The 25,584-nt window shown below is 60.3% G+C and carries 15 protein-coding genes; 2 read left to right on the top strand and 13 right to left on the bottom strand.

Features of this window, described 5'->3' with window-relative positions:
• Positions 1-29: 29 nt before the first annotated feature.
• Both BKX96_RS20810 and BKX96_RS20805 read left to right on the top strand, forming a co-directional pair.
• Positions 30-5,306 (top strand): NEL-type E3 ubiquitin ligase domain-containing protein, encoded by a 5,277-nt coding sequence (locus BKX96_RS20810; protein WP_077185374.1) that lies wholly within the window; start codon positions 30-32, stop codon positions 5,304-5,306.
• 69 nt (positions 5,307-5,375) lie between these two features.
• A complete protein-coding gene (locus tag BKX96_RS20805) occupies positions 5,376-11,426 on the top strand; it encodes an NEL-type E3 ubiquitin ligase domain-containing protein (RefSeq protein ID WP_077185373.1) in 6,051 nt (2,016 codons plus the stop codon).
• A gap of 75 nt (positions 11,427-11,501) precedes the next feature.
• Here BKX96_RS20805 and ureC read toward each other — a convergent pair whose 3' ends face one another.
• From ureC to BKX96_RS20740, 13 genes are all read right to left on the bottom strand, one after another.
• Entirely contained in the window at positions 11,502-13,202 is a 1,701-nt protein-coding gene (gene ureC / locus BKX96_RS20800; RefSeq protein ID WP_077185371.1) for an urease subunit alpha, read from the bottom strand.
• Between the two features lie 146 nt (positions 13,203-13,348).
• Positions 13,349-13,654 (bottom strand): urease subunit beta, encoded by a 306-nt coding sequence (locus tag BKX96_RS20795; RefSeq protein WP_046819725.1) that lies wholly within the window; start codon positions 13,652-13,654, stop codon positions 13,349-13,351.
• Positions 13,654-14,187, bottom strand: a complete 534-nt coding sequence (locus tag BKX96_RS20790) for a GNAT family N-acetyltransferase (RefSeq protein WP_046819724.1) — start codon at positions 14,185-14,187, stop codon at positions 13,654-13,656. Before BKX96_RS20790 ends, BKX96_RS20795 begins: the two co-directional genes overlap by 1 nt.
• A 6-nt stretch (positions 14,188-14,193) precedes the next feature.
• Complete coding sequence (locus BKX96_RS20785) at positions 14,194-14,727, bottom strand: GNAT family N-acetyltransferase (RefSeq protein ID WP_046819723.1); 534 nt, start codon at positions 14,725-14,727, stop codon at positions 14,194-14,196.
• Between the two features lie 9 nt (positions 14,728-14,736).
• Positions 14,737-15,039, bottom strand: coding sequence for an urease subunit gamma (ureA, locus tag BKX96_RS20780; protein WP_007907366.1), 303 nt, complete (start codon positions 15,037-15,039; stop codon positions 14,737-14,739).
• Between the two features lie 136 nt (positions 15,040-15,175).
• On the bottom strand, positions 15,176-16,015 hold the full coding sequence (locus tag BKX96_RS20775) for an urease accessory protein UreD (protein ID WP_046819722.1): 840 nt from the start codon (positions 16,013-16,015) through the stop codon (positions 15,176-15,178).
• A gap of 30 nt (positions 16,016-16,045) precedes the next feature.
• Entirely contained in the window at positions 16,046-16,744 is a 699-nt protein-coding gene (urtE, locus tag BKX96_RS20770; protein ID WP_046819721.1) for an urea ABC transporter ATP-binding subunit UrtE, read from the bottom strand.
• A 113-nt stretch (positions 16,745-16,857) separates the two neighbouring features.
• Complete coding sequence (urtD, locus tag BKX96_RS20765; RefSeq protein WP_046819720.1) at positions 16,858-17,727, bottom strand: urea ABC transporter ATP-binding protein UrtD; 870 nt, start codon at positions 17,725-17,727, stop codon at positions 16,858-16,860.
• Positions 17,724-18,803, bottom strand: a complete 1,080-nt coding sequence (gene urtC, locus BKX96_RS20760; RefSeq protein ID WP_046819719.1) for an urea ABC transporter permease subunit UrtC — start codon at positions 18,801-18,803, stop codon at positions 17,724-17,726. The genes urtD and urtC overlap by 4 nt, the downstream gene beginning before the upstream one ends.
• Positions 18,803-20,305, bottom strand: coding sequence for an urea ABC transporter permease subunit UrtB (gene urtB, locus BKX96_RS20755; RefSeq protein ID WP_046819718.1), 1,503 nt, complete (start codon positions 20,303-20,305; stop codon positions 18,803-18,805). Before urtB ends, urtC begins: the two co-directional genes overlap by 1 nt.
• Before the next feature lie 164 nt (positions 20,306-20,469).
• Positions 20,470-21,735 (bottom strand): urea ABC transporter substrate-binding protein, encoded by a 1,266-nt coding sequence (gene urtA, locus BKX96_RS20750; protein ID WP_077185364.1) that lies wholly within the window; start codon positions 21,733-21,735, stop codon positions 20,470-20,472.
• Between the two features lie 243 nt (positions 21,736-21,978).
• Positions 21,979-23,355 (bottom strand): PepSY-associated TM helix domain-containing protein, encoded by a 1,377-nt coding sequence (locus tag BKX96_RS20745; protein ID WP_077185362.1) that lies wholly within the window; start codon positions 23,353-23,355, stop codon positions 21,979-21,981.
• A gap of 109 nt (positions 23,356-23,464) precedes the next feature.
• Entirely contained in the window at positions 23,465-25,582 is a 2,118-nt protein-coding gene (locus BKX96_RS20740) for a TonB-dependent copper receptor (protein WP_077185360.1), read from the bottom strand.
• Positions 25,583-25,584: the final 2 nt, after the last annotated feature.

The raw sequence follows: 25,584 nt of genomic DNA, 5'->3' as shown, positions 1-25,584 counted from the left end.
TACTACTCATCGCATAGGGATTTGCGAAAATGACTGTACTGCAAGAAGACTCCACGTCGGAAAATTCGCCGGAAGTCGTGCGTTTATACGATAACGTTCATTCGGATTATTTTACCGAGAAAGTTCCAGTCCTGATAAAGACTGCCCCGGTCTCAAGGCTGGCATCCATAACGCAACTCACTACCGGTTTACCCGATTGGTACATCAAGGCGCCGGATATTGCTCGTCAATACTTGCAACAACTGATACAGGAGCGCTGTCGTTTACAGGATGCTGTCTCTGACGCGGTCGGTAATCTGCAAACCGACATCCGTGAGTTTGCCAAGCCGTTGCTGGTTGAAGCCATCAGCGACGAGTTGAACTTCGAACTGGATGTCAGCACGGCGTCATTACGCCTCTATGTCCCCGCCCCGCTTGGCTTTGGCATCGATACCCAAGCCAGCCGGCTCAGGCAATCGTCATTGCTGGACGCTGCCTTGCATAACTTCGAGTTGTCTGAAACCCTTGAAGGCGCCTTTCGCGAAGGCTCAGGCATCTTCATCAGAGACGCTGAGGGGGAACTCCAGCGTCACGAATGCAGCATCGAAAAGTTCACAACCTTGTGTCGCAAACTCGATATCGGGACGCAGTATCAACGACACATCAAGTCTCTGTTGAATCCTGCTGTCAATGCTGGCCGAGAGTTACTTGAGCAGCAGTTCATGGCCCATGAGAAGGCTGCCTTCAGTGAGTCCATGGCTATTGCGATACTGAAAAACGATATAGAGCCCTATACCTTCGGAAAGCTGAAAAGCGTGCGCGATGGCCAGAAAGGCATCCACTACCGCGGCCGGCCATTGCACTGTCACCGCCTCTCGTTGTTAGGCACGAGGCTGACGGGCATCGTGCTGTTCAGTGCGGTAGCCGAGCCCTCGAAAATAAAAAAAGCCATCGACGAACTGGTGCCCGAGCATTTGCAACGCCTGCTGGAGTGGTCTCGTCGCCTGGCGGTTTTGCCAGGGCAGGAATTTGACCAGTTCAAGACTCTCCAGGCCTTTTTTGCCAATGGCCCGACCGCGGTGGCGGAGGAAATGGTTCGCCAAAACGATATCCATGAACAAAGTCGCCTGGACGGCACACTGATCGCCTACATCCCCGGCGACCCGGATCATCCGCTCAAGCAATACGCCTCTTTCACCGATTTCATGAAGGAACTGACGGGCCAGCTGCGTTCTGCGCATTACCAGGAATTCTTCAGCCGGTTCGTGCCTCACAAGGAGAAGGGGCGCTTCTTCGCACGGGTCAATGAGCGCTTTACGACCTTCACCTGGATTCAGCGCGAACCTCTGGACATGGGCCCGTGGTGGCGCGAGACCGCGGTCGAGAATCCTGATGCGCAACCCATCACCAACTTTATCGAGGGTGATTTCTGGGCGCAATTCTGTCTCTGGCGCAGAGACAAGGCGATTGCCGATGCTCGGCAGATTGCCGTGCCGACTGGCGATGAAGACGCCACCGCTCGCTGGAAGCGCCTGACCAGCTACCTGGACATCGGCTGGAACGTGTTCAACTTCGGCGCCATGCTGGTTCCGGGATTAGGGGAGGCCGTGCTGGCGGTGATGGTGGGCCAAATGATGCTTGAGACCCTGGAGGGCATCGAAGACTGGAACAAGGGCGATAAGGAAGAGGCCTCATCTCATCTCACCGGGGTACTGATCAATTTCGCCCAGTTGGCACTCATGAGCGCCGGGCATGTATTACCAGGCGGCAAGCTTGTGGCAGTCAAGGCGTCACCTTTTATCGACCAACTGAAAAAGGTCGAGCTGCCCGATGGCAAGACGCGCCTGTGGAATCCAGACCTGAGTCCCTACGATCACAAAGTGTCTTTGCCCAAAGACTCGGAACCCAACGAACGGGGACTGCATCGACATAACGACCGGGACATCCTGGCGCTGGACGGCAAGCATCTGGAGGTAAAGGAAGATCCACAGACAGGTCAACCGCGACTCAGGCATCCGAACCGGCCGACGGCCTATCAGCCAAGGGTGGAGCATAACGGCGCCGGTGCCTGGCACACCGAGCTCGACCGCCCGATCGAGTGGAACAAGACCGAACTGATGCGGCGCCTCGGCCCTTCTGTCGATGCATTTTCCGATGAGACGCTGGAACAGATCCGTATCGCCAGCGGTGTCCAGGAAGATGTACTGCGCAAGCTGCAGGTGAAAACAGAGCCGCCACCGGCATTGTTGGCCGACACCCTCAAGCGCTTCAAGGCTGTTGCCGATGTGAACACATTGGTGGATCAGATACGGCTCAATCAGGTTGCGCCACAATGGGCGGAGCACCTGCCACCCTTGTTGACAGAGTTGCCGCAATGGCCCGAGGACAAAGCGATCGAGCTTTTCCGCGGGCCGGAGTTGTGGGGTGATTCCATTGTGCACGGCAACCGGGGCGCTGAGCCTGCACACCGGGTGAAGGTGACCCTTGCTGAACTGACGGCCGGCAAGTTATCTGATCGCGTGCTGGACGCGTTCAGCGAGGAGGAGATCAAGCAGATACTCGGTCGCAACATCGGCGAAGACAGGCAAGTAAGAATCGACGCCTTGCAGGAACGCCTGGCCATTTATGCAGAGGCGCAGAAGAAGCGCCTCTTCGAGTCGTTCTACAAGCACGCACAGGTCGACACCGAGCCTAACGCGGTCTGGCTTCAGGACGCGTTCCCGGAGCTGCCGAGCAGTGTCGCCAGGGAACTGCTGGCGGGCGCCTCGCCAGAGGAGCTGTCGGTGATGGCCGAGCGCAAGCGCGTTCCATTGCGTCTCAAGCAGCAGGCCCGGGCGGCGTTGCTGGAGGTACGGCTGAACCGTGCCTATGAGGGCATTTTTCTCGATGAGCTGCACACCCCGGACACTGAACGACTGCTCCTGCGAACGCTGGAGTCGCTGCCGGGCTGGTCTGAAGATGTGCGTATCGAAGTGCGCAACGGAACAATGACAGGCACGCTTGAGGGCAGTATCGGCTCGGCTGACGCGTCCATCCGCAAGGTGTTGATCAAGAACGAAGATGGCTTGTATGAAGCGCGCGACGAACACGACCATGAGCTTCATGTCCCCGATAATCTTTTCGCCGCTGTCCTGCATGCCTTGCCCGATGCAGAGCGCGACGCGCTGGGTTATCAGATCAATCAATGGGAAACCCTCGGGCAATCCGTTCATCGTTCGCCACTGAGTCACGACAGGTTCAGGACGACCCTGGCGGACAATCCTTTGCGCAAACCGAAGTACGATCCCGAAACCATGAAGCTGCGGGGGGGCATGCAAGGGTTCACCCAGCACCTTCGTCGAGTCGACGAGCCACTGGCCACGCAAGAGCGGGTCCGCTCGCTTCGCCCCGGCTGGAGCGAGACCGACATTCAAACCTTTCTCGAGCATAACGACAGCGGGAGCACGCCCCAGGAGCGGGTGAGGGCCCTCGAAGCCGAGTTCAACCAACTCAACAGCAGCTTTCGACGCTGGCTGGATTCGCCGCTCGACTCGTTCAGCCTGAGCGCGGATGGCATTTCACAATGGCAGTCGCGCAACAATGTCTACCGGGCTATCAGAAGCTGCTGGCAACGCAGCGGCCCCCGCGATCTCGATGCCCAGGGCAACCCGAGTGGATGGAGCCTTGATCTGAGCAACATGCCTATGGGGCGGCACCTGGAAACCATGCCCAGGCTGGAGGCAAATTTCGAGCATGTCACCCGGCTGAAGTTGCCCGATACCGGATTGACCGATGCCAACGCCGGGTTTCTCGATCATTTTCCAAGACTGCGCTCCTTGAACATGAACAACAATGGGCTGACCCGACTGCCCACCGCTGTAGGCCGCATGCAATCGCTGACCGAGCTGTACCTGGCCAACAACCGGGTTGTGTTGACTGCAGAGGCCGTGGACAAGCTGCGCGATCTCATCCGTCTCGAATCCATTGACCTGCGCGGCAATCCTCTGGGCCAGGTTCCAGACATCGGTCGCATGCCTGTGCTGCACACGTTGATCCTGGGAGACACCGGCATCAACACCTGGCCCAGGGGCTTGTTTTCCTTGCCCCGGTTTAGGCACTTCTATCTGAGTCTGCAGCGCAATGTCATTGATTTTGTGCCTCAGGTGGTGCCCGGTTCCGTGGAAGCCGAGTTGCTGGCCAGAACGATCCTGAGCCGCGAGCCGCAGTGGATATCGGAAGAAAACCTGAATCAGCTCAGAGACTACATCCACTCCGTGGGCCTGGACCCTGATCGACCTTATCCATCCCGTGGCGTGCGCGACAGTCTCGACTGGGAGGAAGGCATGACGCGAGCGCAGTGGGTTGACCGACAGCCAATATGGAATCAGGTGGAGGATGAGATCGGTTCAGTGCCGTTTTTCGATCACATCAGATTGCTCACCAGATCCAGTCACTTCAAAAATGATCGGGCCTTCCGGGTGGATCTGACGGCCAAACTCTGGCGAATGCTGGAGGCCATGGAAAAGAACAGCGCACTGCGCAAGCAGATTTTCAGTATGGCGCGGGAACCGGTCAACTGCGTCGATGCCGGGGCGGCGCTGTTCAATGCCATGGGCCTTGAAGTATTGATTCACGAAGCCTACGAGTTGGCCAACCCGAGCCTGGTCGAAGCCGAACTGGTGTTGCTGGCCAGGGGAAAATCCCGTCTGGATGAGTTGAGCCGGATCGCCCATAGGGAAATTGCCCGGCGACTGGAGAACGGCGAGAGTTTCATGCGGATCGATGGGCAGGGTGAGGCCACTGGCAGCATCGACGAAGTCGAGACTCATCTGGCGTATATGACGGATCTCGCCAGCCGGCTGGATTTGCCGTGGCAGTCGCGGGACTTGCAATTCAGAGCGCTGTCGGGGGTCACCCAGGCGATGATCGATGACGCCTGCACCCGTGTGCTCGCGCTGGAGGAGGGCGATCTGCTGCGCGATTCGATCGTCGAACAGCCCTTCTGGGAGTCCTACATCCAGGGCTCCAATCGCACTGCGTTCAAGGCCATCAGGCGTCGGCTCGATGCGACGACAGAGTTTTACATGGCGCTGGAGAGACGGGCGACCGAGTCCCTTTCCGTGCAGGAAAAAGCGCAGTTGAAAGAAGAACTCAGGGTGCTCGCTGCGGAACTTGGCAAGCCGGAAAGCGAGATCGCCCCCGGACGCGTCATGACGACCGATGCGTATGAAATCGAGATGAATCTGCTCAATGCCCAAAAACTGACGTTGCTCAAGACGCTGACCCAACAGGCGATGGATCGGGCAAAACTGCAACGGGTCGAAATCCCCTTTACCCTGAAACCTTGACCGTTATCCCGGCATGAAGACTGACGATCTTCGTGTCGGCCCAATAACTCGTACATAAGGATATGTACCTTGCGAAATCAAAACGAAAGCCCTGAAAAAACGGCAGCGCCGTCACCGACTGCCGAACAACCAAGTGTTCACGCCGAGTTCATTGCCAAGGCCATCCCGGCCTGGCTTGTGAATGCCTCGCCCGCACGACGAGAAGCCGTGAAAAAGGCCCCGGTCGTTCTTCCCGATTGGTACCTGGCAGCCTCCCAGGGGCAGCGTCTGGTCTTGAACGCGCGGTTCGAGGCCAGTATCAAGTCCCAGAGCCTGCTTGATAAAACCATGTTGAATATGCAAGACATCAACGCCTTCGCCGAACCCTTGCTGGTCAGCGCGCTAAAGGACCGGTTCGCGGTGGAACTGGATGTCAACAAGACGTTTGTGCAACTGAAAAAGCCCCTGGAACTGGGCGTTTTCAAATACGAGGCCGGTACGTTCGAGGTGTTGACACTGCCGCTGCTGCAAGCGGCGATGCACAACTTCGAAGAGGATGAGTGTGGGGCCGGGCACTTTCACTCCTCTTCTGGTTTTGTTTCTGAATTGACGCCGGGCGTACTCGGCAAAGTGACCACCTCCCTGACGGTGGCGCAGTTTTTGACGCTGTGTCGGGAGCTGGATATCGGAGCGAAATACCAGGCTTACCTGAAGGACTTTCTGCAATCGCCAAATCCGGTGGCAGTGGCATTTCTGCGGCAACTGTTTGTGACCAGCCAAAAAGACGCGATGAGGGCTGCTGCCGAGATGGCCTTGCTGAAAAAGGACATCGAACCCAAGGATTACACAATGATCCTGTCGGTCATCGGCGGGGAGATGACCCCCCAAGTGGATGGCAAGCCGGTGTGGTTTCGTGACCTGGGACTGATGAAGAAAAAGATGACCGGCTGTGTGCTTTTTCTGATTGGTGAAAAATACAAATACTCCGATGAAATGATTCTCTACGTGCCCCACGATCCGGAGCATCCGTTGAAGCGCTACAAGGATCGTGAGATGGATGCGGAGCTCAAGCGCCAGTTCACGGCCAGGGATGCTGCACAGTCTCGGGACGACGGCTTGACCGAGTATCAACGATTTTTCAGCCAGTTCGTGGCTTATGCTGATCGCCCCTATTACTTCAGTCAGTTCACCCAGAAGGCTAAAGACGCACTGGCGGATCCGCTGGCCGCGCTGCGATCTCCCTGGCTGAAAGGGTTTGATGCGATCAATCCATTTTCTGTGCTTTACGCGCCCAGGGAACTGCCTCCGGAACAAGTGCCCAGACAGGAGCCGATTGAAGACCCCTACACACGTACCTCGAGTTTTGCCGAGCGAGGGTTGTGGGGCCCCAATGCTGATCTATGGGTGGACCTCTTTGATAAGAGCCGTGACAAGATCATGGCTGATGCCCGTCACTACGCTGTGCCTACCGCGCAAGTGGACGCCAATGTACGGGCACAGAAAATGGCGGTATTGCTGGAGGTCGGCATGCTGCTGTTGAACGGGGTATCCATGTTCGTCCCGGTGCAGGGTGAAGTCATGATGGGTGTCATGGCTGCTCAGCTCATGAGCGAGACGTTTGAAGGGGTGATCGAGTGGAGCGAGGGTGATCATCGCGCCGCCCTGGCGCACCTGGCCGACGTCGCAGAGAACCTTGCACTGATTGTCGCGATGCATGGCGCGAGCAAGGGCGTTGGCAAGCTCACAGCCGTCAAGCCCGAGCCTTTTGTCGAGGGTTTGCAGCCGGTGACATCGGCAACTGGCAAGCCACGTCTGTGGAAGCCTGACCTCGGGCCATACAGAGCCCCCCTCAAGCTGCCGGCGGGTTCAACGCCAAACGAGCTGGGCCTGCATCGTTACAAGGGGCAGGACATCCTGCCGCTGGGCGATGATCATTTTGTCGTCAAGCGGGATCAGGGCGTCGGGCAATTTCGTATCCGGCATCCGAACCGTACGGATGCCTATGCACCACGACTGGAACATAACGGTGCTGGTGCCTGGACCCACGAAGCCGAAGAACCCTTGAGCTGGGACGGGCCGATCCTGATGCGGCGCCTGGGCTATCGCGCGCAAGCGTTCACCGATGCGCAGCTGGAACAGATACGGGTCACCAGTGGTGTGGAGCCCGATCAACTGCGCCAGCTGCATGTCGAGCAAGGGCGGCCAGCGGCACAGCTGTCCGACACCCTCACACGTTTTCGAATCGACCGGGACATCGAAGTATTCAGGGAGCAGATCGCCAGCGAAAACCCCCAGGTATACGCCAAGGCCGATTTGGCCATGCAGTTCAGGGTCATGCGCAGTCAGGAACTATTGCCCGCTTCACCTGCGATCAAAGTCCTGGACAGTCAGTCACAGCTCATCTGGGAGGACCCGATAGCGCAGCGCGAAGGGGCGCGCAGGTTAACGTTCGTCGTGGGGGACCAGGAGGCAGCGAACGGCACCGTACTGACCTCGCTGCTGGACATGTTGAAGGCGCAGAGGGTCGACATCAAAAACGTTTCAGGGACATCGGATCTGACGCTGGATCAACGGGCCGTTGAGCTGCGCAAGGAAATCGCTCGCGCGGTACAGAATAAAAAACGCTCATTGTTCGAGTCTTTGTACCGCGCGCAGCAGGCGAGCGCGAGCAGTTCCGTGGCGCGGATCAAGGTCTTTTTCCCGCAGTTGCCCACTGTCGTCGTGGAACAGATTGTGGAGGAGGCGACTGAGGAAGATCTGCTGGCCTTGGGCAATTCAGGTCCCCTGCCTCGGCGTATTTATGAACAAGCCGAATGGGCCCGCCAGGATCTGCGTCTGGCCCATGCGTATGAGGGCCTCTACCTCGAGACTTCATCCGGTGTCGACAGCGAGCGCCTGGCGCTGCGCAGTCTTGAAGCGCTGCCGGGCTGGCCGAAGGGCGTGCGCTTCGAACTGCGCGAGTATGGTCCGCAAGGGACGTTACTGGACGTGATCGGTGCACCGCAAATACCGACACGCGCGGTACTGGTGGTTGATGAAAACACCCGGTTCGCCCAATCATCCTCTGCCAACCTTTATTCGTCTGTTTTGCAGGCCCTGACGGCAGAGGAGCGGCAGGCATTGGGCTACACGCTGGAGGAGGCCGAGCGATTGAAGCGGGCTGTGCAGCAGGCACCGCTGCCGCGGGAACAGTTCAGGGTGGTTCTTCAGAAGCGTCCATTGTTCAAACCGAGCGTCGAACCGGGCATGAAGTTGCTCGGTGGCGTAGGTCCGTTACTGCCTTCCGGGCAACAAGTGGCCAGCTTTTTCCGAACGCCGCGCGCGCGCGCGCTGAAGCTGTATCCCGATTTCAACGAAGCCGAGGTTGAGGCCTTCCTGCGCTCACTGGGGGACGACGTGCGAGGCGGTCTGACTCGACGTGAAGCCGAATACGCGACACTCAAGCAAGAGCTGAATAGCTGGGTTCAAGCCCGTGTCACGGCACAAAGCAATCCCGCTGTCGAGGGGCGAATCCCGGGTGGGCGAGAGCGTCAGGTCGCCAGCACTATCAAGCGCTGCTGGCGGCGACAGAGCGGAGCGGCGTTGACCATCGACTCCGCTGTAGAGCTGCCGCCCTTGAATGCCCAATTCAGTCATGTCGAGACACTGGCGCTGGCGAGTACAGGTGCAGGCAACCTCAATGCCTTTCTCAAGGGGTTCACCGGGCTCAAGACGCTAAAGCTGGAGCGAATGGCCCTGCTCAAAGACCTCCCCGAGGCGATCGGTGATATGAAAGGCCTGACCCGCCTGAGCCTCAGGGGCAGCCGGGTTCGATTCAATGAACACAATGCGGCAGTGCTCGGAAAATTGAGTGCACTTGAAGAGCTCGATTTGTTGAAAAACCCGTTGGGTCTCCCGCCGGACTTGAGCACGATGCCTCGACTGAGGAAGATCAGCCTCAATGGCACGGGCATCGATCTATGGCCGGAGGGAGCGCAAAGCCTGCCCGACCTGCAGGAGCTGGACCTGCGAAATAACCAGCTCACTGAAGTACCCCGGGCGATGCTCTCCATGGTGGGGGAGCCGCTTGAGGCGAACGCGAGAGTCAATCGTGTCACGCTTCTTGAGGGTAACCCGTTTACGCGTCAAGGCTGGGAGCAGCTCAAGGATTATCGGGAGCAGCTGCAAGCGCTGAGGCCTGACCTGTTGGAGGGCAGTCTTCCCGGTGCATTCAAAGTGCTCGACTCGATGAGCGCCAGAATTCGTCAACTGTACCCTGACTTCAACGAATTCGAGATTGCCGAATTTCTGCAAACCCATGGGAGCGAGGCAAGCTCCGAGCTGGCTCGCCTTGAGAGTGAGTATGAAACCTTGAATCGGCAGTTGTCGGCCTGGTCGTTTTCGGGAGGTGGCGCCCGTCAACGTTACATTCGCGCCGGTCAGGCTCCTGCCGGGCTGTCCGAGCGGGCAGACCGATACACCGCTGCTGACCGGATTCGCCGCTGCTGGAGGCGGCAAGCCCCGCAAAAGAATGCCAACGACGGAACCCCGATCGGTTTTGAACTTGATCTGAGTCGCCAGACACTTGATAGCGTTCCAGATATCGAGGCCGATTTCAGCCATGTGGGTTCGCTCAAACTCAACAACATGGGCTTGAGTGTGTCTCCAGAGGGCTTTCTTGCGCATTTCAGAGGCGTGCGTTGGCTGGATCTGTCGAATAACCGGCTGACCGCGATACCCCCGGCGCTGGATGAAATGCATGGGCTGACGCGCTTGTTTCTCCAGGACAACCGTATTCGGTTGACCCCCGAGACCGCCCAGTTGCTGGCGAGGCGCAGCACGCTCCGGTCGTTGAACCTGTCTCGGAACCCTTTGGGCATGCTGCCGGATTTCAGCGCGATAACGGACATGCGCTCGCTGGCGTTGAACACGATCGGCGTTGATAGCTGGCCAGTCGGCTTGGGTGAGCAGCCGTTGCTGGATGTTATCGATCTGAGAAACAACCAGATCACGACGATTCCGCAATCGGTCATTGCCCCGCCGGACGCGCAACTTGAGGAGGCGGCACGAATCAACAACTTCACTTACATTGGTGGCAATCCATTGTCGGAAGTCAGCCGGCGACAGCTTCGTGACTACTGGACGCGTCTTGAGCGAGAACGACCCGATGTTTCAGCGTTACGGCGACCGGGAGTCTTTGAGTACCAGGCCCGTGTGGCACCCGTGGATCGAGGTAGCGTCGGAGGGCGAAATCCGACAGCCCTGCAGCGCTGGACCACCGGCCTGGCCGCCGAGCGGATTCCGGCCAGACAAGCGCAATGGCAGACGCTGCTCGCGCAGGAGGGTTCCAACGGCTTCTTCCAGGTACTCAACGACCTTACCCCTGCCGCTTCCGGCCTCGCAGACCTTCAGCGGCGCGTGTGGGAGGTCATCGACGCCATTACCGAAGCCAACCCTGAATCCGAAGCCCTTCGTGATCAGATGTTCGAGTGGGCCGGGCGACCAGCCTGCTGTGACCGTGCAGCGTTGTCATTCAGCAATCTGGAAATCATGGCAATGGTGTACCGGGCCCGGACACTGGCCTTGGATGGGGATCAGGCTGCGACGCTCCTGAAATTGTCCCGAGGGCTGTTCCGCCTGGACGAGGTTGAGAAAATCGCCCTGGCGGATATCCAGCAACGCACCACCGCGATCAATGACATGCCGGGTTTGACGGCTGCCGAAAAGCTACGGCGGATCAGTGCTCTGGAAGAGGTCGAGATAAAACTGGCCTACCGTTTCGGCCTCAAGGACCGGCTCGAATTGCCGGGCCAGCCGCAGCAAGTCAGGTTCACAGGCCTTGGCAACGTTACCCCGGTGATGCTGGACAGGGCATACAACCAGGTCGTGGCACTGGACAGTTCACCTGAAGAGTTTCAGTCGCTGGTGGCGAAAGACTTCTGGAAGGACTTTGTGACGAACAAATACCGGGCGCAATTCGAAGCGCAACGCGAGCCCTATCAGGATCGCCTGGCCAATTTGCGAGAAAACCTGCAGGCAGGGGAATTATCAGAAGCGCAGTACAAGACGCAATCCGACGAACTGGACGCTCAACTCCAGATCGAAGAGGCGTCGCTGATCGAGAAATGCACTCGCGAGGAGTTGGCCAAGCACCCGCTCTGATGCCGTCATTAAACGAAGAACAAAGGCCTGGGTCTGCGCAAGCATCCAGGCCTTTTCCTTGCGTTGCTCAGTCGATCAGAACAGGAAGTAACGCTGGGCCATCGGCAACACATCCGCCGGCTCGCACCACAGCAAAATGCCGTCAGCCTTGACCTGATAAGTCTGCGGATCGACCTCGATGTCTGGCAGGTAATCGTTGTGGATCAAATCGGTTTTCTGCACCTTGCGACAACCTTTGACCACGGCGATTTTCTTCTTCAAGCCCAGGGCTTCAGCAAGCCCGGCCTCCTGCGCCGCCTGGCTGATAAAGGTCAGGCTGGTGGCGTGCAGGGATCCGCCATAACTGGCGAACATCGGCCGGTAGTGCACCGGTTGCGGCGTTGGAATCGAGGCGTTGGCATCACCCATCAGGCTGGCCGCGATAGCACCGCCCTTGAGGATCAGCGTGGGTTTGACCCCGAAGAACGCTGGACGCCAGAGCACCAGGTCGGCCCATTTACCCACTTCGATCGAGCCCACTTCATGGCTGATGCCATGGGTGATCGCCGGGTTGATGGTGTACTTGGCGATGTAGCGTTTGGCGCGGAAGTTGTCGTTGCCTTCGCCGTCCAGGGGCAGCGGGCCGCGCTGCTTTTTCATCTTGTCGGCAGTTTGCCAGGTGCGGGTGATCACCTCACCGACACGGCCCATGGCCTGGCTGTCGGAGCTGATCATCGAGAACGCGCCGAGGTCGTGGAGGATGTCTTCGGCGGCGATGGTTTCGCGGCGAATGCGGCTTTCGGCGAAGGCCACGTCTTCGGCAATGCTCGGGTCCAGGTGGTGACAGACCATCAGCATGTCGAGGTGTTCGTCGATAGTGTTGCGGGTGAACGGCCGGGTCGGGTTGGTAGAGCTCGGCAGCACGTTCGCGAAGCCGCAGGCCTTGATGATGTCCGGGGCATGGCCACCGCCCGCTCCTTCGGTGTGATAGGTGTGGATGGTACGACCCTTGAAAGCGGCGAGGGTGGTTTCCACGAAGCCCGACTCGTTGAGGGTGTCGGTGTGGATCGCCACCTGCACGTCGTACTGGTCGGCGACACTCAGGCAGTTGTCGATGCTTGCCGGGGTGGTGCCCCAGTCTTCGTGGAGCTTGAGGCCGATGGCGCCGGCCTTGACCTGTTCTATCAGCGGCTCGGGCAGGCTGGCGTTGCCCTTGCCGGTCAGGCCGATGTTCATCGGGAAGGCGTCGGCGGCCTGGAGCATGCGCGCCAGATGCCATGGCCCGGAGGTGCAGGTGGTGGCGTTGGTGCCGGTGGCAGGCCCGGTGCCGCCGCCGATCATGGTGGTGACACCGCTCATCAGCGCTTCTTCGATCTGCTGCGGGCAGATGAAGTGGATGTGCGTGTCGATGCCGCCGGCGGTGAGGATCATGCCTTCGCCGGCGATCACTTCGGTGCTGGCGCCGATGGCGATGTTGACGTCGGGCTGGATGTCCGGGTTGCCGGCTTTGCCGATGGCGGCGATGCGACCGTCCTTAAGGCCGACGTCCGCCTTGACGATGCCCCAGTGGTCGATGATCAGCGCGTTGGTGATCAGGGTATCGACGACTTCAGCGGCCAGTAACTGGCTCTGGCCCTGGCCGTCACGGATAACCTTGCCACCGCCGAACTTCACTTCTTCGCCGTAGGTGGTGAAGTCTTTTTCCACTTCGACCCATAGCTCGGTGTCGGCCAGGCGGACCTTGTCACCGACGGTGGGGCCGAACATGTCGGCGTAGGCTTGTTTTGAAATTTTCATGCGCTTGCCTTGGGATTCAATGGTTTTCGAGACCGCTCGCGTAGCTCGCTATCGCTGGCAAGCCAGCTCCTACAATTTCCGTTGAAATACGATCCCCTGTAGGAGCTGGCTTGCCAGCGAAGGGGCCGGTACAGGCTGCACATCACTTAAAGGTCGCCCATGATCCGTCCGGCAAAGCCGAACACCCGGCGATGCCCGGCCAGATCGACAAGCTCGACCTCGCGGCTCTGGCCCGGTTCAAAACGCACGGCGGTGCCGGCGGGGATGTTCAGGCGCATGCCGCGACTGCTGGCGCGGTCGAAGGTCAGGGCGTCGTTTGTTTCGAAAAAGTGGTAGTGCGAGCCAACCTGGATCGGCCGGTCGCCGCTGTTGGCCACTTTCAAGCTGACAGTACGGCGGCCGACGTTGAGTTCGATGTCGCCGGGCTGGATCTGGTATTCACCGGGAATCATCAATGGGCTCCCTGGAGAATCTTGTAATAGAGGGCGGTGGGCTTGTAGAGGCCGCTCGGATCGCAGGCGTAGTCGGGGATTTCGCCGGCGCGGGTGTAACCCAGTGCCTTGTAGAAATCCTCGGCAGGTGAGCCGGCCTCGGTATCAAGGTAGAGCATGCCGCGTTTGTGCTGCAGGGCCGCCTGTTCCAGTGCGCTCATCAATTGTTGGCCCAGGCCGCGGCGCCTGGCGTCCTCGCGCACCAGCAGTTTCTGCACCTCAGCGCGGTTCAGGCCATTGGCTTTCTGGCACAGGGTCAGCTGTACACTGGCCTGGACCTGCTCGTCCTTGACCACCACCCACAGCAGTACATTGCCCTTGTTCAGGTTCTCCTGGACTTCATCGAAATAGGCGCGGGCCTGCGTCGCGTCCAGATTCGCCATGAACCCGACACTGGCGCCATAGCCGACGGCGTCGAGGAGCAAATCGATCAAACCCTGACGATAGTGCGCAAAGCTTTCAATGTTGACGCGTCGCAGTTGGGCGGCGTTCATCAGGTGTTACTCCTTGTTGGCGGGCGGCGGTTCGGCGCCAGGATTGAGTGTCAGTTGCATGAAGGTCAGGTCCAGCCAGCGACCGAACTTGGTGCCGACTTGCGGCATCTGGCCGGTGGTCACGAAACCGACGCGTTCATGCAGACGAATGGAAGCGGCATTGCCGCTTTCGATGGCGGCGACCATCACATGTTTGTTGCAGTCTTTGGCGCGCTCGATCAGCACGTCCATCAATCGTGGGCCCAGGCCATTGCCGCGCTGGTCGCTGCGCACGTAGACCGAATGCTCGACGGTGTGGCGGAAACCATCGAACGGTCGCCAATCACCAAACGAAGCGTAGCCCAGCACGCTGTTCTCGCCGTCGACGATCACCAGGATCGGATAACCCTGGGATTGCCGGGCGCTGAACCAGGCCTGGCGGTTGCCGAGGTCCACGGCCTGTTCGTTCCAGATCGCCGTGGTGTTGAGCACCGCGTCGTTGTAGATGTCACGGATCGCCGGCAGGTCGGCATGCACCGCATCGCGGATGTGATAAGTCATGGCGCGTCCTCAGGCGATGGGTTGGTGAACGGTGACCAGCTTGGTGCCGTCGGGGAAGGTGGCTTCCACCTGGATCTCCGGGATCATTTCCGGGATGCCTTCCATCACTTGTTCGCGGCTGAGCAGGGTCGTGCCGAAGTGCATCAGCTCGGCCACGGTCTGGCCGTCACGGGCACCTTCGAGCAGCGCCGCGGAAATGTAGGCCATGGCCTCCGGATAATTGAGCTTCACGCCGCGGGCCAAACGCCGTTCGGCGACGAGGCCGGCGGTGAAGATCAGCAGCTTGTCTTTTTCGCGTGGGGTCAGGTCCATCGTTGGAGTCCATCTGGGCAGATAAAAATTCGGATCTGTAAATACATCACCTGTAGGAGCTGGCTTGCCAGCGAAGCTTTTGGCGACATTGAGTACGCCTTCGCTGGCAAGCCAGCTCCTGCAGGGGGAGCGGTGTTCAGGTGCTCCATATTCTGGGGGGGAGGGCTTCTCGGCCGAGCAGTGCAGGGCGCAATAACCGCCACAAATCAATCAGCCAGCCTCGCGCCAGCAGCGCTTCGCTGGCCAGGCAACGAGCAACCAGAAGCCCCGGCAACTGGGTCAAATCCCCGCGCACATCGTTGGGCAATGAACGGCATTGCTCCAGCAGATCGCTGTCAATTTCCCCGGTCACCAGCAGGGTGGCAAACACCGGTTGCCCATCCAGCCCGATCGGCGAGTCGAGCAAGCCATCACCACCGACAATGCGCTGGCGTTCGTGCCAGAGCAACTGGCCGTCGCGGCGGATATCCAGTTGCCCCTGGAAATGGCCGAGATCGAAACGCTCGCCACTGGCCGGGCGACCCAGCGCCACCACATCCCAATAAAACAGCCGCGCATCACCTTGCAGATCAATGGTCGTGCTGAGTTCGGCCCGGGCATCGCTGAAGATGATCGTCTCTTGTGGCAGCCATTCCAGTGTCGCGCCCTGGGCCACTTTCAGGTCAAGTTTCTGATAAGCCGGGCCTGCCGCGCGATACCACTTGGCCGCGCCGGGGCTGGTGATTTGCGCCCACGCCTCACGGCCGACACTGGCGCTGATGTCCAAGCGGTCGCCGCCGGCGATCCCGCCCGGCGGATGCACGATGATGTGCTGGCACACTTCGGGCCCTTCGGCATACAGGTGCTTCTGCACCCGCAGCGGGCCTTTGTGCCGTCGCTGGACCGGGCGTGTGCTGTCGCCGAAGCGGGCGTAGCCCAGCTCCAGCTCGGCATGCCAGCTCGGGGTAAACAGGGCAGTAGGTAGTGGTAGATTCATAGTTTCTGATTATCGTCAGGACGCCACAGATTAGATCGTAACCAGGCCGCGGACACCTTCGGCTTCCATGTTTTCGCCGCGGCCCTGCTGCACGATCTCGCCGCGGGACATCACCAGGTACTGATCGGCCAGTTCGGCGGCAAAGTCGTAGAACTGCTCCACCAGCAAAATCGCCATGTCACCGCGCGCCGCAAGTTTCTTGATCACTGCGCCGATTTCCTTGATCACCGACGGCTGGATGCCTTCGGTGGGCTCGTCGAGAATCAACAGGCGTGGGCGGCTGGCCAACGCCCGGCCAATCGCCAATTGCTGCTGTTGGCCGCCGGACAAGTCACCGCCGCGCCGTTGCTTCATCTGCAGCAGTACCGGAAACAGTTCGTAGATGAACGCCGGGACTTCCTTGGCCTCACCGCCGGGAAAGCGCGACAACCCCATCAGCAGGTTTTCCTCCACGGTCAGGCGGCCGAAGATCTCCCGGCCCTGGGGCACGTAGGCGATGCCGGCATGCACCCGCTGGTGCGGCTTGAACGCGGTGATCGGTTTGCCCTCCCAATTCACCGCGCCTTCCTTGGCCGGCAGCAGGCCCATCAGGCACTTGAGCAGGGTGGTCTTGCCCACGCCGTTACGGCCGAGCAGGCAGGTGACTTCGCCGACCTTCACGTCAAACGTCAGGCCGCGCAGGATGTGGCTACCGCCGTAGTATTGGTGCAGCTTGTCAACTTGCAGCATGTTCAAACTCTCCTCAAATCCCTGTAGGAGCTGGCTTGCCAGCGAAGGCGTACTGAATGACGCCAAAAGCTTCGCTGGCAAGCCAGCTCCTACAGGTTCGGTGTTCGCAAATCTCAGCGGCCGAGATACACGTCGATCACCCGTTCGTTGTCCTGCACCTGCTCCAGCGATCCCTCGGCCAGCACGCTGCCCTGGTGCAACACGGTGACGTGGTCGGCGATCGAGCCGACGAAGCCCATGTCGTGCTCCACCACCATCAGCGAGTGCTTGCCGGCCAGGGTCTTGAACAGTTCGGCGGTGAATTCGGTTTCGGCGTCGGTCATGCCGGCCACCGGTTCGTCGAGCAGCAGCAGTTGCGGGTCTTGCATCAACAGCATGCCGATTTCCAGGAACTGCTTCTGGCCGTGGGACAGCAAGCCAGCGGGACGATTGACCGAAGCGGTCAGGCGAATGGTGTCGAGCACCTCGGCGATCCGGTCTTTCTGTTCGCCACTCAAGCGCGCCCGCAGACTGGCCCACACCGACTTGTCGGTTTTCTGCGCCAGCTCCAGGTTCTCGAACACACTCAGGGCTTCGAACACGGTCGGTTTCTGGAATTTGCGGCCAATGCCGGCCTGGGCAATCTGCACTTCGCTCATCTGCGTCAGGTCCAGGGTTTCGCCGAACCAGGCCTTGCCGTGGCTGGGGCGGGTCTTGCCGGTGATCACGTCCATCAGCGTGGTCTTGCCCGCGCCGTTGGGGCCGATGATGCAGCGCAGTTCGCCGACGCCGATGTACAGGTTCAAGTCGTTCAGCGCCTTGAAACCATCGAAGCTGACGCTGATGTCTTCCAGGGTCAGGATGGTGCCATGGCGGGTGTTCAGGCCTTTGCCTGCACGCTGGCCGAGGCCGATGACATCGCGGCTGGTGCCGGCGTCCTTGTTCGGCTCCACGGGAAAAAACGCCGGTTCGAGCATGAATTCAGCGGTCGCAGTGACTCTCATTGTTCACCTCTTTTCTTCAGCAAACCGATCACGCCCTTGGGCAGGTACAGGGTCACGACGATGAACAGCGCGCCGAGGAAGAACAGCCAGTATTCCGGGAAGGCCACGGTGAACCAGCTCTTCATGCCGTTGACCACGCCGGCGCCGAGCAATGGACCAATCAAGGTGCCGCGACCGCCGAGGGCGACCCATACCGCTGCTTCAATCGAGTTGGTCGGCGACATTTCACTCGGGTTGATGATGCCCACTTGCGGCACGTACAACGCACCCGCCAGGCCGCACAACACCGCGCTCAACACCCACACGAACAGCTTGAATCCGCGCGGGTCGTAGCCGCAGAACATCAAGCGGTTTTCTGCGTCGCGCAATGCGGTCAGCACTCGACCAAACTTGCTCTGGGCCAGGCGCCAACCGATGTACAGGCTCGCCACCAGCAATAGCACCGTGGCGAAAAACAGTACTGCACGGGTGCCAGGTTCAGTAATGCCAAAGCCGAGAATCGTGCGGAAGTTGGTGAAGCCGTTATTGCCGCCAAACCCGGTTTCGTTGCGGAAAAACAGGAGCATGCCGGCGAAGGTCAGGGCCTGGGTCATGATCGAGAAATACACGCCCTTGATCCGCGAGCGGAAGGCGAAGAAACCGAACACCAGCGCGAGCAATCCCGGCGCCAATACGACAAGACACATGGCCCAGAGAAAGCTGCTGGTGCCGGTCCAGTACCAGGGCAATTCGCTCCACGACAGGAACGTCATGAAGGCCGGCAAGCCATCGCCGGAGGCCTGGCGCATCAGGTACATGCCCATGGCATAACCGCCGAGGGCGAAAAACAGCCCGTGACCCAGGGATAGCAAGCCGGCATACCCCCAGACCAGGTCCAGCGCCAGGGCAACGATGGCGTAGCAAAGGATCTTGCCCACCAGGGTCAGGGTGTAGGCGGAGACGTGCAGCGCACTGTCGGCGGGCAACAATGAGAGCAGCGGCAACGCCAGGAGCAAAACGAGGATCACCGCGCCAACGGCAATCGTGACTTTCGGGCCGGCTTTTTGTGTCGCGGTAACGAGCAGGGGCTGGTTCATCAGTCGATCACCCGTCCTTTGAGTGCGAAGAGGCCTTGCGGACGTTTCTGGATGAACAAAATGATCAGCGCGAGGATGAGGATCTTGCCGAGCACGGCACCGATTTGCGGTTCGAGAATCTTGTTGGCGATCCCCAGGCCGAATGCGGCAAACACGCTACCGGCCAGTTGCCCGACACCACCGAGCACCACTACCAGGAACGAGTCGATGATGTAGCTCTGGCCGAGGTCCGGGCCGACGTTGCCGATCTGGCTGAGCGCCACGCCGCCGAGGCCGGCAATGCCCGAGCCGAGGCCGAAGGCGAGCATATCCACGCGCCCGGTGGGCACGCCACAGCAGGCCGCCATGTTGCGATTCTGAGTGACGGCGCGCACGTTCAGGCCCAGGCGCGTCTTGTTCAGCAGCAGCCAGGTCAGCACCACCACAAACAGCGCGAACGCGATGATCACGATGCGGTTGTACGGCAGCACCAGGTTGGGCAGCACTTGAATCCCGCCCGACAACCACGCCGGGTTGGCCACCTCGACGTTTTGCGCGCCGAACACCAGGCGCACCAACTGGATCAACATCAGGCTGATGCCCCAGGTGGCGAGCAGGGTTTCCAGTGGACGGCCGTAGAGGTGGCGAATCACCGTGCGTTCCAGCGCCATGCCGATCCCGGCGGTGACGAAAAACGCCACCGGCAGCGCGATCAGCGGATAGAACTCGATGGCCTGCGGGGCGAAGCGCTGGAACATCAGCTGCACCACGTAGGTCGAGTAGGCGCCGAGCATCAGCATCTCGCCATGGGCCATGTTGATCACGCCGAGGAGGCCGAAGGTGATCGCCAGTCCCAGGGCGGCGAGCAACAGGATCGAGCCCAGGGACATGCCGCTGAAGGCCTGGCCAAGGAGTTCACCCACCAGCAATTTACGTTTGACCTGGGCGAGACTGGTTTCGGCGGCGGTGCGTACATTTGCGTCGGTTTCAACGCCCGGCGCCAGCAGATTTTCGAGGCGGGTGCGGGCCAGTGGGTCGCCGGTTTCGCCGAGCAGGCGGATGGCGGCGAGTCGCACTGCCGGGTCGGCGTCGACCAATTGCAGATTGGCCAGGGCCAGGCTGAGGGCGGCGTGAACGCTCTCGTCCTGTTCTCCCGCCAGTTGTTGGTCAAGGAATTTCAGCTGCGCGGGTTTGGCGCTTTTCTGCAACTGCTGTGCGGCGTCCAGACGGATTTTGGCGTCGGCGGCAAGCAATTGGTGGCTGGCCAATGCGGTGTCGATCAGACCCCGCAGGCGGTTATTCAGGCGCAAGGTTTTCGGCTGGCCGTCGATGGTCAATTCGCCTTGTTGCAGGGCGTTGATCAGCTCGATACGGGCCGGATCGGGCTGCGCGGCCCAGGTTTCCAGCAATTTGGCTTGCTGCACGGGATTGGCGGCGACGAAGTCTTCAGCGTCACCGGCGTGGGCCAGCATGGGCAGCAGGAGTGCGACGGCGAGAAATAAACGGTAAAGGGCAATGGGCATAAAAAGTCGCCTTGCTCGGACTAATTGTGGGAGCGGGCTTGCTCGCGAAAGCGGTGGGTCAGCTTGCATCCAGGTTGAATGACATACCGCTTTCGCGAGCAAGCCCGCTCCCACAGGGGGGTTGTGTCGGGTCGGAAATGCTCATCAGCCCGACATCCAGTGGCTTAGTTGCTCTTCACCGCATACTCCGGCTTCTTGTCGTTGCCCGGGATGAACGGGCTCCACGGCTGGGCACGGATCGGTCCTTCGGTCTGCCACACCACGTTGAACTGACCGTCGGCCTGGATCTCGCCGATCATCACCGGCTTGTGCAGGTGGTGGTTGGTCTTGTCCATGGTCAGGGTGTAGCCGGACGGTGCGGCGAAGGTCTGGCCACCCAGGGCTTCGCGGACTTTGTCGACGTCGGTGGACTTGGCTTTTTCAGCCGCTTGCGCCCACATATGGATGCCGACGTAGGTCGCTTCCATCGGGTCGTTGGTCACGGCTTTGTCGGCACCCGGCAGGTTGTGTTTCTTCGCGTAGGCTTTCCAGTCGGCGACGAATTTCTTGTTCGCCGGGTTCTCCACCGACTCGAAGTAGTTCCAGGCCGCGAGGTTGCCCACCAGCGGCTTGGTGTCGATGCCGCGCAGTTCTTCTTCGCCCACCGAGAACGCCACGACCGGCACGTCGGTGGCTTTCAGGCCCTGGTTGGCCAGTTCTTTGTAGAACGGCACGTTGGAATCGCCGTTGACGGTGGAGATGACCGCCGTCTTTCCGCCGGTCGAGAACTTCTTGATGTTGGCAACGATGGTCTGGTAGTCGCTGTGACCGAAGGGGGTGTAGACCTCTTCGATGTCTTTGTCGGCTACGCCTTTGGAGTGCAGGAACGAACGCAGGATCTTGTTGGTGGTTCGCGGGTAGACGTAGTCGGTGCCCAGCAGGAAATAGCGTTTGGCACCGCCCCCTTCTTCGCTCATCAGGTATTCAACGGCGGGGATCGCTTGCTGGTTCGGCGCAGCGCCGGTGTAGAACACGTTCGGCGACATCTCTTCGCCTTCGTACTGCACCGGGTAGAACAGCAGGCCATTGAGTTCTTCGAACACCGGCAGTACCGATTTGCGCGACACCGAGGTCCAGCACCCGAACACCACGGCAACCTTGTCCTGGGTCAGCAGCTGCCGGCCTTTCTCGGCGAACAGAGGCCAGTTCGACGCCGGGTCCACTACTACCGCTTCGAGCATCTTGCCGTTCACGCCGCCCTTGGCGTTGATCTCGTCAATGGTCATCAGTGCCATGTCCTTGAGCGACGTCTCGGAGATCGCCATGGTGCCGGACAACGAATGCAGGATACCGACCTTGATGGTCTCGGCGGCCTGGACAGTCCAGGTCATGCCCATCGCGGCAATGCTTGCCGTGAGTGTGAAAGCCTTGATCAAACTGCGACGCTTCATTGTGCGATCTCCATGAACATTGGATATTTTTCTTGGTTGGCAGATGCGGACTACTGAAGGGTCGTTAGCAAGGGCTGTGCCTGGTCGTACAAAGGCAGGGGAATGTCGTGTTAGAGCGGTTGCACGGATATTTTGCGCACCATCAAGGCACGCAGTGGACGCACTGGTGCGTTGAGGTGCGCCAGATTGGGGCGTAATGAGGGATGACGGGCAAGCACGATTCGCTGCTTGCCCAGGTATCGCTCAAGCTGCCGAATCGGGCTCAGCTTGCCGGTTGAGGCGAGCCAGCAGCAGCTTGTCCAGTACCCACACCACCACCAGTGACGCACCCACCAACGGGAAGGCTACCGCCAGGGCGAACATGATCACCATCGCGGTTTTCCATTTCGGCAGGTCGTGGCGCAGCGGTGGGACACCGAACTTGCCTTGCGGACGACGTTTCCACCAGATCACCACGCCGCTGACCGCGCTGAGCAAAATCATCAGGCAGATGAGCAGGACGATGATCTGGTTGAGCGTGCCGAACATCTTGCCTTCGTGCAGCATCACGCCGATTTCCGTGGCGCGGGCGACGGCGCCGTAGTGCTCGTAACGTACGTCGGCGAGGACGTTGCCGGTGTATTGATCGACATGCAGGGTGGCGTCGTTGCGTGGGTCATCGGCGAACACGGCGATGGTGAACACACCGGTGGCCGTGCTCGGGAAGGTGATGCTGTAGCCTGGCTCGACCTTGCGTTGCACGGCGATGTCCTGCACGTCCTGCAGGCTGATGGTGGGTGCAGCCGGACCGGCTGGCGCACCACCGTGGGCCATGTGTTCGGCGTGGCCGCCGGACATCGGCATCGGCGTATTTTCCATGGCCCACGGCACGGTCTGGCGAGTCGCACTGTTGAGGCTGCGCGCTTCGACATCGGATTGGGGCACGTTGTCCCACATCGCCGCCGGAAACACGTTCCAGACGGCAGCGTACTGCTTGCCCCAGAACCCGGTCCAGGTCATGCCGCTGAGCAGCATCACCAGCAACAACGAGGCACCCCAGAAGCCGATGACGGCGTGCAGGTCGCGCCACAACACCCGGCCTCGACTGCTCAGGCGCGGCCAGAGAATGCCCGCCGCCTGACCGCGCGGCCACCACAGGAACACCCCGGATACCACCAGCACCACCCCCCAGCCAGCAGCCAGTTCCACCAGTCGGTCACCGACGGTGCCGATCATCAGCTCGCCGTGAATCGCGCGCGCGACCGCTTGCAGGTTCTTCTTGGCGTCTTGCTCGCCAAGGATGTCGCCGTGGTAAGGGTCGACGAACACATTCAGCTCGGTACCGCCGTTGAGCACGACATACTGGGCACTGCGCTCGGCGTTGATCGGCGGCAGGTACTGTTTGATGGTTGCTTGTGGATAGGCGCTTTTCACCCGGTCGAGCAGGTCATCGGCCGGCACCGTGTGGTGACCGGCCGGGACGTTGAGCAGACTGCTGTACATCAGCGAGTCGAGTTGCGGTTTGAACAGATAAATCGTGCCGGTCAGGGCCAGCATCACCATGAATGGCGCAACGAACAGTCCGGCATAGAAATGCCAGCGCCAGGCCAGGTTGTAGAAATTCACTTTGGGCTGTTTCATCACGTGTGCTCCGCTTGGCTTGGATCTTTTGGTTGTGTGTTGGCGGTTGCTGCGCAACCGATCGCGAGCAGGCTCGCCCCTACAGTGGAGCGGGCTTGCCGCGGTGCTCTTAGAAGCTCATATCCACCTTGGTCCAGAGCGTACGCCCCGGTTCCTTGATGGCTTGCGGGTCATTGGCCGGGTAACCGAAGCCGGCGTTGCCGGCCAGGTTCAAGTGCTCGGCATAGGCTTTGCCGAACAGGTTGTCGATGCCGCTGCTGACCGTCCAGTGCGGGTTGATCCGATAGGCACCGTTGAGCGAGAACACGCCAAAACCCGGGGTCTTGTCGAAGTCCTTGCCGACCACGTTGCCTTTGTTCTGGTCGATACGGTTTTGTGCGGCAACCACTCTCCACAGTGCGCCGGCGCTCCAGTTGTCTTCGCTGTAGGTCAGGCCGAGGCGGGCATCCAGCGGTGGCATTTGCGGCAATGCGCTGCCATCACTGCTGTTCTTGCCCCAGGCGTAGGCCAGGGTGGCGTCGGCTTTCCATTGCTTGGTGAGTTTGTAAGCGGCGCCCAGTTCGCCACCCATGATTCGCGCGTCGATGTTTTCGGCTTGCGAGGTCATGCCCATCATCGCTGGCGTGTAGTTGAACAGGATGTAATCGCGCACCTGGCCGAGGTAAGCCGAGGCCCAGGCATCAAGTTCTTCGGTCTTGTATTGCAGGCCGACGTCGAGCTGGGTGGTTTTCTCCGGCTTGATCGAGTCGAAGGCGTTCACTGATCCCGCGGGGCCGGAATTGGCCGAAAACAGTTCCCAGTAATCCGGGAAACGCTGGGTGTGACCGAGCCCCGCATACAGCGTGGTCGGGCTATTGGCCAGGTCGTGTTCGTAGCGGATGAAACCGCTGGGCAGCGTGTCGGCGCGGGTGTCGTCTGCGGTTGGGTTGGGTCGGGTCATCATTCCCGAACCGATGGTTTGCCGGTAATCCTTGGCCGAAGCACGGTCCAGGCGTGCGCCGCTGATAAGTCGATCGCGCTCGGCGGCGTACCAGGTCAATTCGCCGAATGCCCCGTAGTTGTGGAAGTCGGCGTCCTTGGTGTACGGCAGGTCCTTATAGGTGTCGATGCCCATGGCGCTGCGCTGGCGGTGTTCGTTGGTCTGCGCGTCGATGCCGCCGATCAACTGCACGTCGGCCCAGCGCCAGGTGGCCTTGACCCGCGCGCCGAGTGTGCGACGGTCGACGTTGGACGCCATGGGGCCGGCCATCATCCCGGTGCCGGACGGCGTGCGCAGCGTGTAGTTGTCCATGACATGGTCGGCGTAGTTGTAGTAGACCTGCGCCTCGAGCGTTTCCAGCACGTCGCTGATGTTGGACTTCTCGAAGCGCAGGCCGAGGCTCTCGCGCTTGAACTGCGAACCGTCCATGCTGCGTCCTGCGTAGCGCGCCTCACCGTCACCCTTGCCAGCGGTCAGCTCCAGCAGGGTATCTTCGTCCGGGGTCCAGCCGAGCGCGACGTCGCCGTTCCATTTGTCATAACGCGATGCCACGGTGTCGTTGTTGCCATCCTTGTAGTCATCGGCCTGGGCGGTGTTGCCGATCACTCGCACGTAGCCCAATGGGCCGCCAGCCGCCGCGTCCACCACTTTGTCGAAACGGCCGTTGGAGCCGGCCAGCACACTGGCGTTTACGCGCGTGCCGAACTCGCCGAAGCTCTGCGGTTCGCGGTCGAAGAGGATGGTGCCGGCCGAGGCCCCCGGCCCCCAGAGCACGGTCTGCGGACCCTTGATGACGGTCAGTTTGTCGTACGTCTGCGCAGAGATGTATGAAGTCGGTGCGTCCATCCGGCCAGGACAGGCACCGAGCATCATGCCGCCGTTGGTGAGGATGTTCAGGCGCGAACCGAACATGCCACGCAGCACCGGGTCGCCGTTGGTGCCGCCATTGCGCACTTGGGCGAACCCCGGAATGGTTTTCAGATAATCCGAACCGTCGCTGGCCGGCACAGGTTGGCGCGGGTCCCTGGGGTCGGTGACGATGGTCAGTGGCGAGCTCGGGGCAATGGCGGTGATCACTGTCGGGCTCAATTCTTCGTTATGGCCTGCGTGTTCATCGGCCAGCGCGGAGGGCGCCAGCAAGGCACCGCACAGGATGGCGGTGGCGTGCCTGAAACGAATGCCGGATTCGTTCAGGGCTAGGGGGGCTTGGGCAGCGCTCAAGCAGGGGGCAGCAGAAAACCTGGACATGA

This window comes from Pseudomonas putida, from assembly GCF_001976065.1.
GTDB lineage: Bacteria > Pseudomonadota > Gammaproteobacteria > Pseudomonadales > Pseudomonadaceae > Aquipseudomonas > Aquipseudomonas serbica.
This window is presented reverse-complemented; position numbering and strand designations above follow the sequence as displayed.

What these genes read in the sequence shown, in the direction of transcription:
- BKX96_RS20740 (WP_077185360.1), bottom strand. Translation starts at nt 25,582, where the DNA reads ATGTCCAGGTTTTCTGCTGCCCCCTGCTTGAGCGCTGCCCAAGCCCCC.
- urtA (WP_077185364.1), bottom strand. Translation starts at nt 21,735, where the DNA reads ATGAAGCGTCGCAGTTTGATCAAGGCTTTCACACTCACGGCAAGCATT.
- urtB (WP_046819718.1), bottom strand. Translation starts at nt 20,305, where the DNA reads ATGCCCATTGCCCTTTACCGTTTATTTCTCGCCGTCGCACTCCTGCTG.
- BKX96_RS20795 (WP_046819725.1), bottom strand. Translation starts at nt 13,654, where the DNA reads ATGATTCCCGGTGAATACCAGATCCAGCCCGGCGACATCGAACTCAAC.
- urtE (WP_046819721.1), bottom strand. Translation starts at nt 16,744, where the DNA reads ATGCTGCAAGTTGACAAGCTGCACCAATACTACGGCGGTAGCCACATC.
- BKX96_RS20810 (WP_077185374.1), top strand. Translation starts at nt 30, where the DNA reads ATGACTGTACTGCAAGAAGACTCCACGTCGGAAAATTCGCCGGAAGTC.
- BKX96_RS20785 (WP_046819723.1), bottom strand. Translation starts at nt 14,727, where the DNA reads ATGACTTATCACATCCGCGATGCGGTGCATGCCGACCTGCCGGCGATC.
- ureC (WP_077185371.1), bottom strand. Translation starts at nt 13,202, where the DNA reads ATGAAAATTTCAAAACAAGCCTACGCCGACATGTTCGGCCCCACCGTC.
- BKX96_RS20790 (WP_046819724.1), bottom strand. Translation starts at nt 14,187, where the DNA reads ATGAACGCCGCCCAACTGCGACGCGTCAACATTGAAAGCTTTGCGCAC.
- urtD (WP_046819720.1), bottom strand. Translation starts at nt 17,727, where the DNA reads ATGAGAGTCACTGCGACCGCTGAATTCATGCTCGAACCGGCGTTTTTT.
- urtC (WP_046819719.1), bottom strand. Translation starts at nt 18,803, where the DNA reads ATGAACCAGCCCCTGCTCGTTACCGCGACACAAAAAGCCGGCCCGAAA.
- ureA (WP_007907366.1), bottom strand. Translation starts at nt 15,039, where the DNA reads ATGGACCTGACCCCACGCGAAAAAGACAAGCTGCTGATCTTCACCGCC.
- BKX96_RS20775 (WP_046819722.1), bottom strand. Translation starts at nt 16,015, where the DNA reads ATGAATCTACCACTACCTACTGCCCTGTTTACCCCGAGCTGGCATGCC.
- BKX96_RS20745 (WP_077185362.1), bottom strand. Translation starts at nt 23,355, where the DNA reads ATGAAACAGCCCAAAGTGAATTTCTACAACCTGGCCTGGCGCTGGCAT.